Raw genomic sequence first — 15,335 nt, forward strand, 5'->3', positions numbered from 1 at the left:
CGAGAGGTGGGGGATGGCCGGGCATGACCGATGACCTGCGGGCGCGTTCCGCCGCCGACGTCTTCGATGAGCACCTGCGCCTCTCCGACGAGCTCCGGTACGCCGAGGACATCGACCGCAACGTCTCCCCGTCCTGCGTCGTCCTGGACCGCCGCGGCGTGTTCCGGGGGTACGACGGGGTGAAGCTGCTGGCGCGCTGGCTGGGCGAGGAGTTGCCCAACGCCCGCTTCACCTACACGAACCGGCTGGTCGAGGGCCGGGTCGCATTCCTGGAGTGGACCGCCGAGGCCGACGGCGCCCGGGTGCGGGACGGCGCGGACTCCTACGTGATCGAGGACGGCTGGATCGTCGCCCAGACCATCCACTACACGGTGGAGAGCACGCGCTAGGCGGCGGCGCCGCAGTACGCGCACTCGTTCCGCTCGGACCAGTCCTTCCGGTCCAGCCTCCCCGGGTCGATCGTTCGGTGCCCGAAGTGCCTGCGCACCGCCATCCGGAACGTCCACAGCGCCTCGGCGAACCGGTGGTACGCCTCGTGTCCGTCGGCGGTGCGCAGGTCCTCGCCGGAGCGGACCAGCCGCTGCATCTCGACGAGCCGGTGGAGCGCGTCCTCGCCCGCCACCACCAGCTCCGGCGTGCCGGACATCAGCAACCGCTCACGTTCCTGGCAAGGGCCAAGATCGAGAGCGGAATCATCCGTGGGCGGGCCGCCACCGGCCGGGCCACCGGGATGTCATCGGCGGCTGTGGATTAGTTCGGTTCCGGGGTCTTTCCGTCCCGCCCGGTCGGAGCCAAGACTGTAGGTCGACCCCGATCGATGCCTCGTGATCCGGAGGGCCGTTGACCACTCTCGTGACCCCGCCCGCCCCACTCACCCGCCCGCCCCACTCACCCGCCCGCCCCGCTCACCCGCCCGCCCCGCTCACCCGCCTGCGCCGCCTGACCGGCACGTTCGCCCTGCTCACCGCGATGGTCGCCGCCGCGCTCGTCGGCCCGTCCGTCGTGACCCCGTCGCTCACCGACTCCGCGTCCGGTACGCCTTGTCGGCGAGCACCCGGTCGGGTCGGGTGCGGGGTGGACCACCGCCGGGCCGGGGCACCCGGATACGGGCCAGGACCCGGGTGAACTGCGGGCTGTCGCCGCGCTGCCCTGCGGTCAGCAGCATCGCCAAGGGCTTGCGACCCTGCTCGCAGGCTAGGTGCAGCTTCGTGGTCCATCCACCCCGCGACCGGCCCAACGCGTGATCAGCGGGCTCGTCTTCGACTCCACCGGATGACTCTTTCTGCAGCTCGGGTTGGGTACGGGCACCAGCGGCGTGCTGATGCGCCCGACTGATCGTGGAGTCGACACTGACGGCCCAGGTGATCAGACCGGCAGCGTCGGCGCGGGTCTGAAGCCCGCTGACGATCCGCTGCCACGCCCGCGCGTTGCCATCGGCGGAACATCCCGTAGACCGTCTGCCAGGGTCCATAGCATTCCGGCACGTCCCGCCAGGGTGAACCCACCCGGACCCGCCACCGGATCCCGTCGATGAGCTGCCGCTTACTCCACTTCGGCGGTCGCCCTGGCTTCTTGCCCTTCGGCAACAGCGGCTTCAGCGCCGCCCACTGTGCGCCGGTCAGGTCGTGCCGCCTCGTCACCGGTACGGTGGCCACGAGGTCTCCGTGCTGATGGTCTGTCTTGGTCGATAACCATCTACCGGAGACCTCACTGCGTATCGATCACCGACGCGTGTCGGGGTATGGCTTGGAGTGCTGAGCCAGGTACACGCTGACATACAAAGATCCACATGGCGACGGATCGACGTCGGCCGGATCGAGGAGTGTCATCGTCCACAAGGACGGCTTCTTGATCTAACTACGTTCGGTCACCGGAGGACGGAGGGGTGCGCGCGAATCGCGGCAGAAGCGGATGCCGGCACGTGTCGATGTCACCACTGCGAAAGCCGAAAACCGGCCCGTGGATGGTCCGCTAACCCTCCGGCAAGTCCCATGGTGCAGTGATCGTGAAGCTGTGGTCGATCGCCTTCACCAAGGCGATCCCTTGCCGGCCCAGGTCGGCCCGTTCAGCCCATCCAGCCAAGGCGTCCAGGAAGCCGACCAGGTCACGCTGCACGCCCATCAGCAGCTGCGGCAGCGCATGACGCGGGAGGTCGACATGAAGCCCGGCCCAGCGGCCGCGATGACGGTCCGGGCCGCCGTCCTGCCACACCCGAAGGTCCTCACCAACCGCCTCTATCTCAGGACCCGGGTCGTGACCCAGCCACGGCGAGCCGCCAGTGAGTGCCTGCGCCCAGCCCCGCCATTCCTCCAATCCGACGCAACAGCCCGGCACCACGACCCTTCCGGTGCTGGGGTCTCCCACCCGCAGGCCACCGGCGATGATTAGTAGCTCCTCGGTGAGCAGGGCGTCCACGACCTCGTCGCGGCCGCTAGGAGGCAGCACCTCGATCCGAGCAGCCAGAGCGGCGACGAACAGCCCGAGCTCCTCATCGGTGCAGCCGGCGTTGAGGGGCAGCCATGACCAAGGTGCGATCTGGGCGACCGGCCATGGCGGCGCCGGGTCGTTGTCCAGCGCGGGGACTTCGACAACCGCTTGCATCGTGATCACGGCGTTATTGAACTCGGTGTCACCCACGCAAGCATCTGGATTTGCGCATGCCTCGCATGAACTGCCAGGCGTGGCCAGAACGCCAGTCCTTCACCCCTCGTCGGCGCGACCGCGCGATCTGCGGCAGATCCGGATGGCGTCGACCGGTCGCGGTCATCGCTCGGGCACGACCTGGATCTCCACTCGATGCCGGAGGTAGTCGTCGTTTGAGGTGCGAGCGATCTGCACGGCCTGAGCAACTTGGTCGCGCATTTGGTTGGGGTACATCTGTGGGTCCAGGGTGAGGCCTGGCAGTATGCATCGGCGCAGGTCCAGGTCGTCGTCGGCCAGGAAGCGGCGTAGTGCGGTAAGGCGGTACCGCTCGCGCAGGTCGCTGACCGCCTCGTATTCGGCGGCGCTTTCCGGGGTCATGGTCGTCGTTCCCGGGAGGTACCTGACTCCTATCGAGGTCCAGTACCAGGCGCGTGCCGCGCCTGCCGCGTCGGCGGGGGCACCGGTGTCGAGATAGTCAAGCAGCGCAACCTGGACGCGACGGCGACCGAACGCGGCGATGGCGGGTTCGACCAGTTGCCGGTTGAAGCTCGGATCCGGCTCGTACACTGCGGCTCGGATCAGCGGTTCGAACCATTCGTCGGGCATGCCGCGAGCACCGGTCGGGTGCTTGGCCCGGCGTGCGACGGTCTCACCGATCATCCGCCGGGCACGATGACGCCAGAACAGACCGTCGTCGGGCTCGTCGACGTCCGGGGGTTCGGCGCCGACGAGGTCGAGGAGTGCCTGTAGCGAGGCGTGATAGACCGCTGAGCGATCAACCGTACGCCCAGGTAACGGCTGGAACGTAGCGGGCGTCTCGTTCGTCGATGCCATGGGCGACCATGGTAGCCGCCGCTCCTCAGCCCGACCTCGCTCAGGTTTCCCAGCTCTTGGCCAGCTGATTGCCGTGACGCAGAGCGACGCTCGGAAGGCGGCAATGAGCGTGTGCTCGGGGCATCGCACAGGTAGCTTGCCTCCTCGTGGAGAACCATCCGGCGCACGCACCGTTGCTCTCTGCCAGGTGGCCAGTCTTTACCGCCGAACTCGCCGCGGCGCTCGCGGCCGAGGGTGAGAAACGGCTGGTGGAGCAGGTCGGGCGGCTGCGAGTCGTGCAGACGTGCGGTTGCGGGGACGACTTCTGCCAGAGCTTCCACACCGCGCCGGAGCCGGCTGAGGCCTACGGCGATGGCCACCGCAATGTCTGCCTCGATGCGCCATGGCCGGGCTACCTCATCCTCGACGTGGTCCACGACGAGATCAGGTACGTCGAAGTGCTGTACCGATCACCGCTGTACTGACCGCTCTCGCCTCCGCAGCCGCGCGGCCGGCGGCAGAGGTGTGCACCTGACCTTGGTCGCCCACGGCCAGCGACGAAACTCGGATTTCAGGGTTGCACTTCTGTGCGCTGGAATGATGCGTTGGCCGGGACGGAGGGCATGGCGTCATGTCGCGATGGAAGATGTTGGAAACCTGGGACCGCGACCTGCTGGGCCTTGCCGACGAACAGTTGGTTGATCGGCTCAGCCTGGCCCGGGAGTACGAGCAGTCATCGAGCAGATTGCCCGGCCGCAATCCCAAGGCTCGGCGAGACTGGCGGCGCCGCAGGGAAGCGGTCGAGGCCGAAATGCAGTCGCGAGGTCTGCCGTAGGAGTCCGGAAGGCCAAGGGCCGCAGCCCACTGTCATCCGCACGTCTGCGCGTCGCCACCGTAGTCAGCCGGCCGTGCTCCCTGATGCGCGGTCCGCGGCAGATCCGGATGTCGCGTCGTGGCGTTCGGCTCCCGCGAGGCTTGGCGGCCGATTCCGTAGGGTGAGGTTGTGACCTCACAGTACTGGGAGGATGTGGTCTCCGGACCGGCGGCCTCGCTCGTGGCGTGCGTGTGGGAGCAGCGCGTCAGCCATCGGCATGCCCAACTGGTAGTGCCCGACGGCTGCCTCGACCTGATCTGGCTCGACGGTGGGGAGTTGGTGGTCGCGGGTGGTGATACTGGTCCGCGGCTGGTCGACCTGCCAGCGAACGCCGAGGCGGTGGGGGTCCGCCTCCGTCCCGGAGCTGCGGGTGCTGTGCTGGGCTGGCACGCTGCGGAGCTGTGCGACCGCCAGGTCGATGCCGCCGACCTGTGGGGCCAGGAGGCATTGCGGCTCGCCGAGACACTCGCCGTGGTACCCGCCGATTGTCGAGGTCGTCACCTGCTCGAAGCGGTGTCCTCTCGCGGCGCTGCGCCCGATCCGCTGGTCCAGGCAGCGGCACTGCGTCTGGCTCGTCCGCGCGCTCGGGTCGCGGCGGTGGCAGCAGAGCTGGGCGTTAGCGAACGACAGCTGCACCGGCGGACGGTGGCGGCGGTGGGGTACGGACCCAAGATGCTGGCGCGCGTTTGCAGGCTCCGCCGGTTCATGCACCTGCACGCTCCTGACCTGGCAGGCAGGGCGCTCTTGGCGGGCTACGCCAGCCAGGCACACATGAACGACGAGGTGCGGAGGCTCACCGGCATGACGCCCGTCCGATTTCTGGAAGCACTCGGCGGCGCCTCCGCCTAGCGTGGACACCGTGCCCGTCGACATCGCTGCTGCCGAGCAGTTCATCCACAACACCGCTCGCCTTCTGGACCGGCACCGACTCGCGGTGCTGCTCCACGATGCTCCGGTGGAACCGGTCCTCACGGCATTGCGCGCCTATCAGAACCCCGACCACGGCTTCGGTCATGCCCTGGAACCCGACGTCCGGGACTCCGGGAGCCAGCCGACTGCCACGCTGCACGCACTCGAGGTGCTCGCCGAAGTCGGCGCTCTGGACGACCCGATGGTCACCCAGGCTGCGAGCTGGGCGGCCCGGAACGCCCGCGCCGACGGGGCCCTGTCCTTCGTCCTCCCCAGTGCGGCCAACCATCCGCACGCACCGTGGATGACGCCCAACCCGGACGGTTCGTTCATCACGTTCGGGGTCGTATCCGTCCTGACCCGGGCCGGCGTCCAGAAGACCCCCTGGCTCGATGTCGCGAAGTCCTGGTGCTGGTCCCGGATCGATCGCCCTGACGAGCTCGACGCCTACTGGGTCAAGTTCGCCCTCGACTTCCTCGACCACGAATCGGACGAGGACCGCGCCCGCGCAGCCATCGAGTCGCTCCGGCCCAAGATCGGGGCCGATGGCACAATTCCCGTCCCTGGTGGCACCGAGGACGAGCGCCTCACCGCCCTCGTGCTCTCACCACGCCCGAGCCTGCGCAGCCGGACCCTGTTCACCGAAGAGCACATCCAGGCAGAGCTGGACCAACTCGAGGAGGAACAGCTCGAGGACGGCGGCTGGATGTTCGACTGGCTCGACTGGTCCCCGGGGCAGCGCGTGGAGTGGCGCGGTGCCGTGACACTGCGCGCCCTCGCCACCCTCGCGGAACATGGGCGAGCCGGATGATGATGTGTGCGCTCATCGGCTACTTAGCTGAGGGGGCGACGGCAGGAGCCCGTGTGTCGGGTTCGGGAACCGCACTGCCTTGACCAGCAGCCACGCGATGAACGATAGTTCCGCGACCGCCGCAGGGGTCATGGCGAACGGTGAGATGTTTACACCGAAGGCGGGGGCAAGGAAGCGTGCGAACACGTCCACGAGGTGACCGAAGCATCCGATCACCAGCAGGACGCCCAACACCTTGGGGAAGTAGCCCGACCTGACGACCAGGTAGCCCAGCGGCAGCAGCCACAGGCCGAAGTACGTCTGGGCAATGAGGTACCCATCGCGTTGGATGTCGGCAAACAGCACAGTCAGCTGGTCGGAACCTGCCGGAGCGAAGGCGCCGGTGTGGCCCCGGCCAGTGGCGATCGTCAGCGCCGCTTTTTGGTTGAGCAGGTTCAGGCTTTGGATCGCGACGCTGACCGCGACGAAGGTGACCATCGCGGCGGCAGCCATCTGGTTGACGTGCTTGAGCAGCAGATACAGGGCCATGCCCGTCAACAGAAAAACCGTGGCCCCCACCAACTCGCTGACGAAGCCGATACGAAACAGGGTGGCCGAGGTGTCGATGTTGTCGGCCGTGGACGCTGCGTCCCCTGACTCGACGATGCGCGTGTTCACTAGCCCGGCGAAGATGGTGAACACGGCGACGATCAGATATAGGGACCCGGTTATCCTCGCGAGCGTCTTCGGTGCGGTCACGGTTTGGGCCTTCCTTCGTTTGCAGGACCGGCCAGCCGAATCTGACCGTGGTGGGATCGCGAGGTGGATTCGGGACCCGCATGCCCTTCACGAGCAGCCACGTCGTGAACATCAGATCCACGATTCCGGCAGCTGCGGAGATGGCGGCGAGTCCAGTGCCCTGTGCAGACCAGCCTGGGGCCGAGGATTCGTGGACATGCCTCAACCTGGCTTCCCGGCGAGGCCCATCCGTGACTGCAGGGCGGACGCGAGCCGGACGCTCACGCCGGGCCGTCGGCGTGGGCGAGGGCCGATGGGGTCAGCCGGCCGACGATGGCCGGGGCCTCGTGGATGAGGGCGTCGTTCTCCACCGCCTCGACCATGAAGCGGGCGTAGTCCATGCGGCGGGTCAGGTTGCTCGTGAGGACAGGGTCACCCACGTGCCGGCTCCACACCGGCAGGCCCTGACTCCCGCCCTCCTCCAGGTCGCTGCCACGCACGACCGTCCAGCTGGTGTCACTGGCGAAGATCCTGCGGCACGCCTCCACCTGGTCGTCCACGTCCACGACACGGGCAAGCTTCGCCAGCCGCCCGAACACGGCCGCGTACATCTTGAACTTCCGGGTGTACACGTCCTTCCCGTCGCGGGTGATGTGCCAGCCGCAGGAAAAGATCAAACGGGCGCCTGGACGTGCGTGGTCGAGCACAGCCTGGGCCGTACCGGAGGCATACTGGTTCACCCCCCACGGCACCAGCACCGTGAGTATGGCGTCACATCCGTTCACCGCCCGTGCGATGACCGTATGGTCGTCGGTCGCTCCGGGGATCACCCTGATCCGTCCCTCGAACTCAGCGAGCTTGTTTACGCTCTGCTCCCGGCACACGCCCACGATCTCGTACCCGCGGTCCAACGCGTGCTGCAACATGTAGCGCCCGAGCTTCCCGGACGCGCCGACAATGCACACCCTCTTGCCGGTGCCCGGCTTCCTGACCCCGTCCAAACCGATCGATTCCACGACCCTCTCCTCAGCTCGCCATCGCCGCTATCCTTACGCCGTAAGGTACAACCTTGCGGTGTAAGGTTGTCAAGCCGTCCAATCCGCTTAGACAGGAGGACCTCGTGGCCACGGAGCCAGCCGACACGCCTCGCCGCACCTCACTCAGCAAGGAGATGGTGCTTCGCGAAGCGGTCGCGCTGGCGGACGAGGCCGGCACCGGTGCGCCGAGCATGCGCAGGCTCGCCGAGCGGCTCGGCGTCGAGGCCATGTCGCTCTACCATCACTTCCGCAACAAGGACATGATCCTCGACGGCATGCTCGACCTCGTCTTCGGCGAGATAGAGCTCCCGTCGGACGTCGACTGGCGAACCGCGATGCGACGGCGGGCAGTCTCGATGCGCGGCACACTGATCCGCCACCCGTGGGCGATAAGCCTGCTGGACTCGCGGACAAACCCGGGCCACGCGACGCTGCGCCACCACAACGCGGTCATCGGCTGTCTACGGTCAGGAGGCTTCTCGATCGCTGGTGCGGCACACGCGTTCTCCGTGCTGGACAGCTACATCTACGGGTGCACGCTCCAAGAGCTCAGCCTGCCCTTCAAATCATCCGTCGACCTCGAGGACGTGGCGGGCTCGATCCTGAAACAGATGCCCCGCGACGAATTCCCGCACCTCGCCGAGATGATCCTCGACCGCGCCCTGAAACCTGGTTACGCGTACACCGAGGAGTTCGACATCGGACTCGACCTGATCCTCGACGGACTGCAGCGACAGCGCGAAAGCTGGCTGTAACCTGCCAGCAACGAACCGGGGCACAGCCGGGCACACCTGGAGGATGACTGCGGCGTAATCGCGAGCAGACGTCCTACCCAACAAGGCGACGTAACACGGTCGGCGCACTCAATTCGGCAGATCCATGCGCTGAGCGCCGCGATCCATCCGTTACACAACGTGACGCCCGGATCGCGGCATGTGCGTACACCCGATCGCTTTTGCCGGTCGCGGTGGGCCACGGTGGCTTGGATTGCATGGGCGTGGGTGATCATTGAGCGGTGATGACGCCTGCCGCGCTGCCGGCCGACCTCGGTGCGTTCTCGTTGGCCGTTCCGCCGCTGTTTGCCGCGCTGGCTCCGGCGCGGAGCATCCTCATCGCCGGAGCGGGCGGGGGGTTCGATGTGTACGCGGGCCTGCCCTTGGCGTTCGCCCTGTGGCGCGGCGGCGCACAGGTGCACCTGGCCAGCCTGTCCTTCTCCCAGCTCGAGTTGATCGACCAGGAGGCGTGGGTAGCGGAGCACGTCGCGGCGGTGCGGCCGGACACCACCAGCCCGGACTGGTATTTCCCCGAACGGACGCTCGCCCGGTGGCTGGCGGCTCAGGAGCTGCCGTCGACCGTGTACGCCTTTCCGCCGCTGGGTGTCCAGCCGTTACGGGCGGCGTACCGGCACCTGGTCGAGCAACTCAACATCGATGCGGTGGTGCTGGTCGATGGCGGCACCGATGTCCTGCTGCATGGCGACGAAAGCGATCTCGGCACCCCGGTGGAGGACATCACCAGCCTGGCTGCCGTGGCCGCGCTGGACGTGCCGGTCAAGCTGGTGACCAGTCTCGGCTTCGGCATCGACGCCTACGACGGCGTCAACCACGTCCAGGTGCTGGAGAACCTCGCCGCGCTCGACCGTGACGGCGGCTACCTCGGTGCCCTGTCCATCCCCGGTTCCAGCCGGGAGGCGGCGCTGTACCGCGATGCTGTCGCCGACGCCCAGGCCGCCACCCCGGACCGGCCGAGCATCGTCCAAGGACAGATCGCCGCCGCCACCAGCGGCGCGTTCGGAGACGTTCGGTTCACCCGGCGCACCGGCGGCGGCGACCTGTTCGTCAATCCGTTGATGGCGGTCTACTTCACCGTCGACCTCGACAAACTCGCCGCTCGATGCCTGTATCTCGACCGCATCGAGAACACCATCGGCAGGCGACAGGTCATCACGCGCATCCAAGCGTTCCGCGACGAACTCCTCACCGCACGCATCCCCCGAGCGTTTCCCCACTGAACGCCCGGACCGCGGCAGATCCGGATACCTGCTTCCCGCCCGACCCTGGCCGTTGTGCTTTGAGAGGCCGCCGGGTCGACACCGAATAAGGGTCAGGTCAGGACGCCGGGCAGGTCGAACCGTCGTCCCATTCCGAACTCTGGTGCTCGATCATCGGTGACCATGGCGAACGCGCCAGCCGGCACGCCGCTGAGAGTCGCTACCCGGGAGGCGGCGGCCAGCAGACTGGCCTCGTTCGCTCCGGTGATGAAGAAGATGTAGACGTCGCCGTGTTCTTCGCCGTCGTCGTACACCTCAATTGTGCCTTCGTCCTCCAGTTCGGCCAGGAAGTCCTCGACCTGGTCGATCCAGGGAAACGGATAGATGTCGGGCGCAATATCTGGAGCCGGTGCCAGCGGAACGTGGATCTCGACGATGTCTGCCATGGCGACATGATCTATCAGACGGAGACACGGCAGTACCGGTGCCCGGCGCTGCGCCGGCGGTCACCGACTACGCTACGCGGCATGAGCGTGCGTCAGTTGTGCCGGCGTTGCGGACTATGCCAGCCCAATCTGCTTCATGAACGTCGTAAGGTCGTAGAAGAGATACTCTTCGGCGATCTTCCCGTCGGCCCAGCGAGCCACCGTGCTGAAGTCAACATCGAATGACTTGCCGGTAGGCGGGATCTCATTACCGTCCGGGCCGGTCATGGGACCGGTCATGGTGCCGGTGAAGCGTGCGATCGAGCACGTCCAGTCACCCAAGCCGAAGAGAACCTTGTATGGCCGGTTGCCTATCCGCTGGTCCGGAAACGCCCTAAAGAAATCCCTCGCCTCGGCTTCATGATTATGCCGACCATGCGTATCCGGTTTGCCGGGCCACCGCACTACGACGTCCTCGTGGTGCCGGCTGTTGAACGTGTCGATGTCCTGGGCGTTCCATGCGTCGTCGAAGGTCTGCATCAGTTCCATGTTCTGCTGCTCGATGCCCACCGCCGCGACCTCCTGCTTTCCCCGCCGGCTCAAGGTTTGACCTCAAGGTAACGGTGGTGGCCACCCGGGCGCGTTGTTTTGACTTACTTGCCTCGCGCCTGGGTAGCCAACTTGATCTCGTAAGGCCTGACCGCAGTTCGAACTGCTCGACCGGCTCATCCCCTGACGCTGCCGGCGCGACGGCACCGACCCGCCGGACTCGGCTGCACGCATCTCGGCAGATTCGTGCGCTGAGCGCCGCGATCCATCCGTTACAGGGCGTGACGCGCGGATCGCGGCATGAGCGTGCACCTGATCTTGGTCGACGCGCGGGCGTCTGGCCGTTGAACCGATGACCGGAGGCGGCGTCGGGTGCGCGTCGACCAGCGCGGGCGTCGGTTGCTCGCTCTCGTGGACGGTTCAGGTTTCGTCGAAGAGTTCTTCGGCGACTGCGGCTGTGTACGGCACCTCGCTGTAGGTAAGCCAGCGCTCGATTTCGTCGGGATGACTGCCGAGGGCGGTCGCGGTGGCGACGGCGTCGACTGCGTCGCGCGGTGGCGTGACCCCGTGCCGCGTCACCAAAGCCAGTGGCCACGCCGGCCGCACTCGACCGCTGTCGGCGTAGAACAGGAACGGCGGTACGAACTGCATCCGGCGACCGTCCGCGTCGTCGACAACGTCACCGGAGCGCAGCGCACCGTATGGGCGGTGCAGCAGCTTCATCTCGATCGGCTCGGCGCGCTCCAGCCACACGTCCGCCGCATGCGCGTAGCCGCTGCCGGCCGGCAGCAGAGCGATGCGCGCTGTGCACCTCGGCAGGAAGCCGTCGTCCATCGGCGGGTCGTATCGGCGGTACCGCACCACGCAGCACCGGATCGGCGGTATGCCAACCACGCACGAGTCGCCCTCGTCAAGCTCGGCCGCCGGGGGGCGCAGCTCGTACGGCGACCACGGCTCGGTGGATTCGTCGACGGGGAAGGCGAAGCTGCCGTCCGGCCGGTACCGCGAGTCGGGATCGAGCACGGCCCACGGCCAGCGCACCGCCGCGTGGTACCGGCCGCGGCGCGTGGTCACCGTGGGGGTCCACGGGCACGACACTGCCACCACGTCACCGACGCGGTACGGCAAGTCGTCCGGGGGTATCACGATCTCCGGTCGCTTCGGGTCGGCGTTCAGCAGGCCGTGGTTGGTAAGCCCGGCCGCCCATTCGGCACCGAGCCGGGCGGAAACGATCCGGATTTGGGCCGCCGCCTCCGCCGGACGCTGCTGCGTCATCGCCAGGGTGTCGCGCTGCGCCTGCGCCTCCCGGTCTCCCCAGTCGTCGTCCTCGGGCCCTAGCTCCGACCAGAGGCCCACCGTCCACGCAGCAAGCTGTTCTATGGGCTCGGCGGGCTGCCGAGCAGCCTCGGCCGCCCCGACGACAACTCCGAAGATCTGCGCCTCAATGCTGTCCTCGTACAGGTCGCTGAGCTTCGCCCCGACTGCCTCGATCCGCTCCGCGTCGGGCGCGGCGAGCTCGCCGTGTCCGGTCCAGAACGCATCGACGCTGTCCCGATAGAACGTGGCCGCTCGTGGCGTGCCGCACGCTCGCACGTACGGTGCGAGACGCTCGAGGCAACCCGCCACCCAGAGACCCGCCTGCCAGGGCAGAAGCGTCATATCAGGCATTCCACCGCACCCCCCGTGACTACGCGCGGAACAGTGGACCATGCCCGGCTGGGCCCGGCAACTCCGGTTCACCCAGTTCTTGACGCGAGGCCGGTCCGGGCGAACGCGTCGTGCTCGTGTCCAGCCAAGGTCCGGGCCTTTGACCGTTGCTATGGATCGTGAGCGCTCAGTCGCGGAGCCGATGGGTTAGACAAACCGGTGGGATCCCAACAGCCAACGGATGGCGTTCGTCATATCAGGTCCCAAGGACCCTTGATCACTCGCCAGCCAACGCCACGCAGCGATTGTCCATAGGCGCCGGCTCGCTACCGACGCACTACTTTCGGCATGTGCGAGCGCCGAGGAGACGCGGCAGACGACAAAGCTGGCATACGGAGGGTGATGGCCGCACGGCCGGCCAGCACGCACGGTCGGCGGCATGAGCGCGCATCCAATAGCTCGATACCATGCGCATGTGTTGGGGTTGCGTCGGCCGCCGACGGGTTTGAGCAGACGGGCGCGCTCGTTCGTCAGCGTTCACGGAGTTTGGCTCGACGTGCCGCCGGTGAGTCAATTTCGAGGCGCGTGGCAGGAGGCGCAGGTTCCTGACGAGGTCATCGACCGCGCCGAGGCGTATCGGGCCCGGTGGGGTGGCCTTGTCCTGCCGTCCGCGCCGAGCATGCCCGAAGATGCGGCGGGCCCGCGGATGCTCAGCGTGGACACGCCGGAGTGGGAAGACACGTTTGCTCCCCAGGGGTGGTTTTTCGAGGCCGGGCCACAACGCACCGCTGTGCCGTATGCGTTCCTGATCGGTCAGGACGGCACGTTCGGTATCGCCGGTGGCGACGATGGGCAGTGGGTCCCGTTGCATCGCAGCATCGACGGGTGGGTTGAGGCCCTGGCTCTGGCGTATGCGGCGATGGACGTCGCGGACACGGTCACCAGGCTGACCGGTTCGGCCGTCGGCCAGCTCGACCTGACCGCCATGCAACCGGTCGCAGAGGTTGGTGGCATTACGAACGGCTGGTGGTACCGGCCGGGCCTGCTCGCTGCCGTGTACTCGGGCGAGTCGGAGCTGTTTGCGCGGCCGGCCTACCGCACCGCCTACCTGTACGCCGGCAACATCGATGAGCAGTGGTTGTAACGCCCCGACCACATCGGCACGTGGGTGGGGATCGGGTGAGCACCATCAGCGGCAACTGAGTGAACCGACTATTTCGTTTGCGGGAACGGGCTCCGTCACAGAAAGTGTGGTCACTCGGCGCCTTGGCTCTGGCGCGAAGCCGCTAGCCTCGGCGACGCCGTAACGCCAGGTCTGCGGCCGCGGTCTGCCAACGCGGGTAGTCGAATATGAATCCCGCATCAGCGAGCCCTGCCGGGGCGACTCGCCGGCTCTTCAGCAGCAGTTCGGTATCCGACCGGATCGCGAACGCGCCGATCTCGGCCATCCATCTGGTGGCCGGCAGACCAACCGGCATCCGCCAGGCGGAACGCAACTCCCGCATGAATTCTCGCTGTGGCAACGGGCCGGGTGCGGCCAAGTTCACGGGCCCGGTGAGGTGGTCGCGTTCGATCAGGAATCGGATGGCGCGGGCGAAGTCCTGCTCGTGGATCCACGAGACATACTGCCTACCGCCCGCGACCGGTCCGCCCAGTCCGAGCCGCGCAAGCCAGCTCAGCACATCGAACACGCCACCGCGATCGGGGCTCATCACCATGGCTGACCGCAGCACAACCTTGCGCGTATCGGGGGTTGCCGCCTGTTCCTGCGCAACTTCCCAATTTTGAGCGATCTTGACGCTGTACGCCCAGTACCCGGGCACACCGTGCTCGCCACCGCCGATCAGACCGCCGTACTCGTCGTTGGCCGCGTCAAAGCGGTGCGCATAAATCGTTGCGGTGCTCATCTGCATCCACACCTTGGGTGGCCGGGCCGCCTCGGCGATGGCCTCGCCGACAACCCGCGCCGACTTCACCCGTGAACTCATCATGGCTTTGAGGTTCTCCGCGGTGTACCGACAGCTCACACTGCGCCCCGCCAGATTGATGACCACATCGCTGCCGTTGATCTGCTTGGCCCAATCGCCAAGAGTGGAGCCGTCCCAGTGCACCTGACGCTCACCCTTCGGTGAGCGCGTCAACAGCACAACATCGTGACCCTCCGCAGTCAACGCCCGATCCAGAATCGTGCCGACCTTATGCTAGTCGCTTTAAGAGATCAAATAAGTAAGCCGGCCCTCATCTTTTGGTATGGCCGAGTGCACTCTCATCGGCAGATCCGTGCACTGAGCGCCGCGATCCATCCGTTACACGGCGTGACGCGCGGATCGCGGCATGAGCGATCATCCGGGCACCTCAACCCAGCGGGCGGCCGCGTCGAACGTGTCCGCCGGGGTGGCGTTGAATGCGATCGCTGCGTCGGGCGCGTGCCGCCGCACCAGATTGACCACCAGCTCGAACAGTTCCGGCTGATTGCACACCCCGCCACCAATGACGACGCACTCCCAAGGCCGGGCGCAAAGGGCAGTGGTGACGACCGCCTCCACATCGTCGCTGCCGTCGAGGCCGAACAGGCAGAACTCAGCCCCCACGCCGTGTTCGACGAATCGGGACCTCCCGACTTCGATGCCGTCTGCGACTGGCTTGGGGTCCCACGGCCCCGGCACCCGATAGGGATCCAACCCGATCACCAGCACGCTGGGTGTGAGGGCCGTTGTGTCCACTGTTGAAGACTAGGTCGCGCGGCACGGCCCCGGCGTTGTTCGGGAGTGTCCGGTTTGATCATGGTTTGTTAGATGCCGTAGACGGCGAAGACGTCGCTGCGATCGTGTAGGTCGCGGCGGGCGTGGGCGATGTTCGCGCGTCCGGCGAGGCGGAAGGTATTGAGGGACAGGTTGCGGTAGGTGGCCATGGCCCGTGG

20 protein-coding genes are annotated in these 15,335 nt (G+C 67.1%); 8 read left to right on the top strand and 12 right to left on the bottom strand.

What is annotated here, in order from left to right; translation table 11 throughout:
* The first annotated feature begins 23 nt into the window (after positions 1–23).
* Positions 24–389 (top strand): nuclear transport factor 2 family protein, encoded by a 366-nt coding sequence (locus ABZ807_RS18590; RefSeq protein WP_357159020.1) that lies wholly within the window; start codon positions 24–26, stop codon positions 387–389.
* On the opposite strand, the gene ABZ807_RS18595 is transcribed toward ABZ807_RS18590, so the two are convergent.
* The 5 genes from ABZ807_RS18595 to ABZ807_RS18615 all read right to left on the bottom strand — a co-directional run bounded on the left by ABZ807_RS18595 (position 386) and on the right by ABZ807_RS18615 (position 3,477).
* Positions 386–646, bottom strand: coding sequence for a hypothetical protein (locus ABZ807_RS18595; protein ID WP_357159023.1), 261 nt, complete (start codon positions 644–646; stop codon positions 386–388). The genes ABZ807_RS18590 and ABZ807_RS18595 overlap by 4 nt on opposite strands.
* A gap of 369 nt (positions 647–1,015) precedes the next feature.
* Positions 1,016–1,336: a transposase gene (locus ABZ807_RS18600; protein ID WP_357159077.1), complete on the bottom strand. Its 321-nt coding sequence runs from the start codon at positions 1,334–1,336 to the stop codon at positions 1,016–1,018.
* Positions 1,245–1,655, bottom strand: coding sequence for a transposase (locus tag ABZ807_RS18605; protein ID WP_357159026.1), 411 nt, complete (start codon positions 1,653–1,655; stop codon positions 1,245–1,247). The genes ABZ807_RS18600 and ABZ807_RS18605 overlap by 92 nt, the downstream gene beginning before the upstream one ends.
* A gap of 316 nt (positions 1,656–1,971) precedes the next feature.
* Positions 1,972–2,637 (bottom strand): hypothetical protein, encoded by a 666-nt coding sequence (locus ABZ807_RS18610; RefSeq protein WP_357159029.1) that lies wholly within the window; start codon positions 2,635–2,637, stop codon positions 1,972–1,974.
* A 126-nt stretch (positions 2,638–2,763) separates the two neighbouring features.
* Positions 2,764–3,477, bottom strand: a complete 714-nt coding sequence (locus ABZ807_RS18615; RefSeq protein WP_357159032.1) for a hypothetical protein — start codon at positions 3,475–3,477, stop codon at positions 2,764–2,766.
* Positions 3,478–3,623: 146 nt separating this feature from the next.
* Between ABZ807_RS18615 and ABZ807_RS18620 the strand changes: the two genes are divergently transcribed.
* The 4 genes from ABZ807_RS18620 to ABZ807_RS18635 all read left to right on the top strand — a co-directional run bounded on the left by ABZ807_RS18620 (position 3,624) and on the right by ABZ807_RS18635 (position 6,050).
* The gene (locus tag ABZ807_RS18620; RefSeq protein ID WP_357159035.1) at positions 3,624–3,941 is read left to right on the top strand and encodes a hypothetical protein; all 318 of its coding nucleotides are present in this window, start codon (positions 3,624–3,626) and stop codon (positions 3,939–3,941) included.
* A gap of 146 nt (positions 3,942–4,087) precedes the next feature.
* Complete coding sequence (locus tag ABZ807_RS18625; RefSeq protein WP_357159038.1) at positions 4,088–4,291, top strand: hypothetical protein; 204 nt, start codon at positions 4,088–4,090, stop codon at positions 4,289–4,291.
* 168 nt (positions 4,292–4,459) lie between these two features.
* A complete protein-coding gene (locus ABZ807_RS18630) occupies positions 4,460–5,179 on the top strand; it encodes a helix-turn-helix domain-containing protein (protein ID WP_357159041.1) in 720 nt (239 codons plus the stop codon).
* A gap of 10 nt (positions 5,180–5,189) precedes the next feature.
* Entirely contained in the window at positions 5,190–6,050 is an 861-nt protein-coding gene (locus tag ABZ807_RS18635) for a hypothetical protein (RefSeq protein ID WP_357159044.1), read from the top strand.
* 12 nt (positions 6,051–6,062) lie between these two features.
* Here ABZ807_RS18635 and ABZ807_RS18640 read toward each other — a convergent pair whose 3' ends face one another.
* Entirely contained in the window at positions 6,063–6,788 is a 726-nt protein-coding gene (locus tag ABZ807_RS18640; protein WP_357159047.1) for a DUF4386 domain-containing protein, read from the bottom strand.
* Between the two features lie 260 nt (positions 6,789–7,048).
* Complete coding sequence (locus tag ABZ807_RS18645; RefSeq protein ID WP_357159050.1) at positions 7,049–7,783, bottom strand: NAD(P)H-binding protein; 735 nt, start codon at positions 7,781–7,783, stop codon at positions 7,049–7,051.
* 104 nt (positions 7,784–7,887) lie between these two features.
* On the opposite strand from ABZ807_RS18645, the gene ABZ807_RS18650 reads away from it, so the two are divergent.
* Complete coding sequence (locus ABZ807_RS18650) at positions 7,888–8,559, top strand: TetR/AcrR family transcriptional regulator (protein ID WP_357159053.1); 672 nt, start codon at positions 7,888–7,890, stop codon at positions 8,557–8,559.
* Positions 8,560–8,822: 263 nt separating this feature from the next.
* The gene (locus ABZ807_RS18655; RefSeq protein WP_357159080.1) at positions 8,823–9,815 is read left to right on the top strand and encodes a DUF1152 domain-containing protein; all 993 of its coding nucleotides are present in this window, start codon (positions 8,823–8,825) and stop codon (positions 9,813–9,815) included.
* A gap of 92 nt (positions 9,816–9,907) precedes the next feature.
* On the opposite strand, the gene ABZ807_RS18660 is transcribed toward ABZ807_RS18655, so the two are convergent.
* From ABZ807_RS18660 to ABZ807_RS18670, 3 genes are all read right to left on the bottom strand, one after another.
* Positions 9,908–10,240, bottom strand: coding sequence for a hypothetical protein (locus ABZ807_RS18660; protein WP_357159056.1), 333 nt, complete (start codon positions 10,238–10,240; stop codon positions 9,908–9,910).
* Positions 10,241–10,354: 114 nt separating this feature from the next.
* Positions 10,355–10,789: an ester cyclase gene (locus ABZ807_RS18665; protein WP_357159059.1), complete on the bottom strand. Its 435-nt coding sequence runs from the start codon at positions 10,787–10,789 to the stop codon at positions 10,355–10,357.
* Between the two features lie 399 nt (positions 10,790–11,188).
* The gene (locus ABZ807_RS18670) at positions 11,189–12,427 is read right to left on the bottom strand and encodes a hypothetical protein (RefSeq protein WP_357159062.1); all 1,239 of its coding nucleotides are present in this window, start codon (positions 12,425–12,427) and stop codon (positions 11,189–11,191) included.
* 544 nt (positions 12,428–12,971) lie between these two features.
* Between ABZ807_RS18670 and ABZ807_RS18675 the strand changes: the two genes are divergently transcribed.
* Positions 12,972–13,559: a hypothetical protein gene (locus ABZ807_RS18675; protein ID WP_357159083.1), complete on the top strand. Its 588-nt coding sequence runs from the start codon at positions 12,972–12,974 to the stop codon at positions 13,557–13,559.
* A gap of 142 nt (positions 13,560–13,701) precedes the next feature.
* On the opposite strand, the gene ABZ807_RS18680 is transcribed toward ABZ807_RS18675, so the two are convergent.
* Positions 13,702–14,601, bottom strand: a complete 900-nt coding sequence (locus ABZ807_RS18680; RefSeq protein WP_357159086.1) for a DUF1731 domain-containing protein — start codon at positions 14,599–14,601, stop codon at positions 13,702–13,704.
* A 156-nt stretch (positions 14,602–14,757) separates the two neighbouring features.
* Complete coding sequence (locus ABZ807_RS18685; protein ID WP_357159065.1) at positions 14,758–15,138, bottom strand: hypothetical protein; 381 nt, start codon at positions 15,136–15,138, stop codon at positions 14,758–14,760.
* Positions 15,139–15,335 lie beyond the last annotated feature (197 nt).

The sequence above is a fragment of the Micromonospora sp. NPDC047548 genome (assembly GCF_040642975.1).
Taxonomy (GTDB): Bacteria; Actinomycetota; Actinomycetes; order Mycobacteriales; family Micromonosporaceae; genus Micromonospora.